Source organism: Psychrobacter sp. Ps6 (assembly GCF_022129235.1).
GTDB lineage: Bacteria > Pseudomonadota > Gammaproteobacteria > Pseudomonadales > Moraxellaceae > Psychrobacter.
The window spans coordinates 1-1,129 of record NZ_JADQAI010000164.1 but is presented as its reverse complement, the minus strand read 5'-3'; the positions used below and the strand labels follow the sequence as shown (position 1 = coordinate 1,129).

At 36.2% G+C, this 1,129-nt stretch carries 1 protein-coding gene; it reads left to right on the top strand.

Translation table 11 applies throughout. From position 1 onward, the window contains the following. The coding region (locus tag I3255_RS14600; RefSeq protein ID WP_238039472.1) for a hypothetical protein at positions 1–872 on the top strand (872 nt) is incomplete at its 5' end. Positions 873–1,129: the final 257 nt, after the last annotated feature.

The window sequence follows — 1,129 nt, the reverse complement described above, 5'->3', positions numbered from 1 at the left end:
CTGTTGAAGATGCTTATCAATTAGGGGACTTGCTGGTAGACCAATATAAAATAAAACAAGGTCAACCATATTTAAAATATGCGGCAGACAAGGGTAATGCAGAAGCCGCTTTGGCATATTCAAGAAGTTTTAAAACAAACATTATGGTTCAAAGCCCTAAAGAACATGAATATGAAGTTAAAGCTGCGAAATTAGGAAGTGATGATGCTAAATTTGCGCTTTCATTTAGCCGTAATGTGTTTGGTGATAGAGACCTGTACCGAGCTGAGCAGATAAAGGCATTAAAAGATAGAGCAAAACAAGGAGATGCAAAAGCCATGTATAGATTATCACTTTTGTATTCTGGCTCAGAAGAAACTGAATGGAAAGAAAAAGCAGCAGAGCATGGTGATGCGAATGCTCAATATGAATTAGGTAGAAGTTATGAGGTTGGTGATGGCTGGTTTTTCATACCGGGCAAGCGAAAAAAAGAAGTAAAACGTTTATACAAAGCTTCAGCTGAACAGGGTAATTTTAGAGGGATGGTCGGTTATGCATCTATAATTTATGATGAAGGAAATAAAGAAGAAGCTTTAGATATTTGGATAAAAATGGCTAATACCGGAGATGCTACTTCTATAAGATTTCTTGCTGCACGGTATTTACATATGGTGCCACAAATCACATACCCAGAAAAAGATGAAGTGCTTGGCGCTGCTTACTCAAAAATATATTTAGATTCGATGGGTACGGATAAAAAACAATCCCTTTATGAGATTTATAAAGAAGATTATCTTGAAGCAATGAGTCATTTATCAGAAGCTCAAAAAGAACAAGTTAATGACTTTGCTAAAGAGTTCTTAAAAACACATACAGTGAGAGTACTTCGCTAGCTTTATATTACCTGCTTGAAACGCTCCTTGTATTGGGTGCATTTTGGTATTGGTGAAGAGATATATTTTCCGCTATGCCGTAATAAGGATTATTAAGTAATGGAAAAAATAAAAACGGGTTATCGGTGGTTGTTATGTTTCTGTCTGTTATATACCTTACAAACACAGGCACAAACGACATATCCAGCACCAAGCTCAATGCCTGTTGAAGATGCTTATCAATTAGGGGACTTGCTGGTAGACCAATATAAAATAAA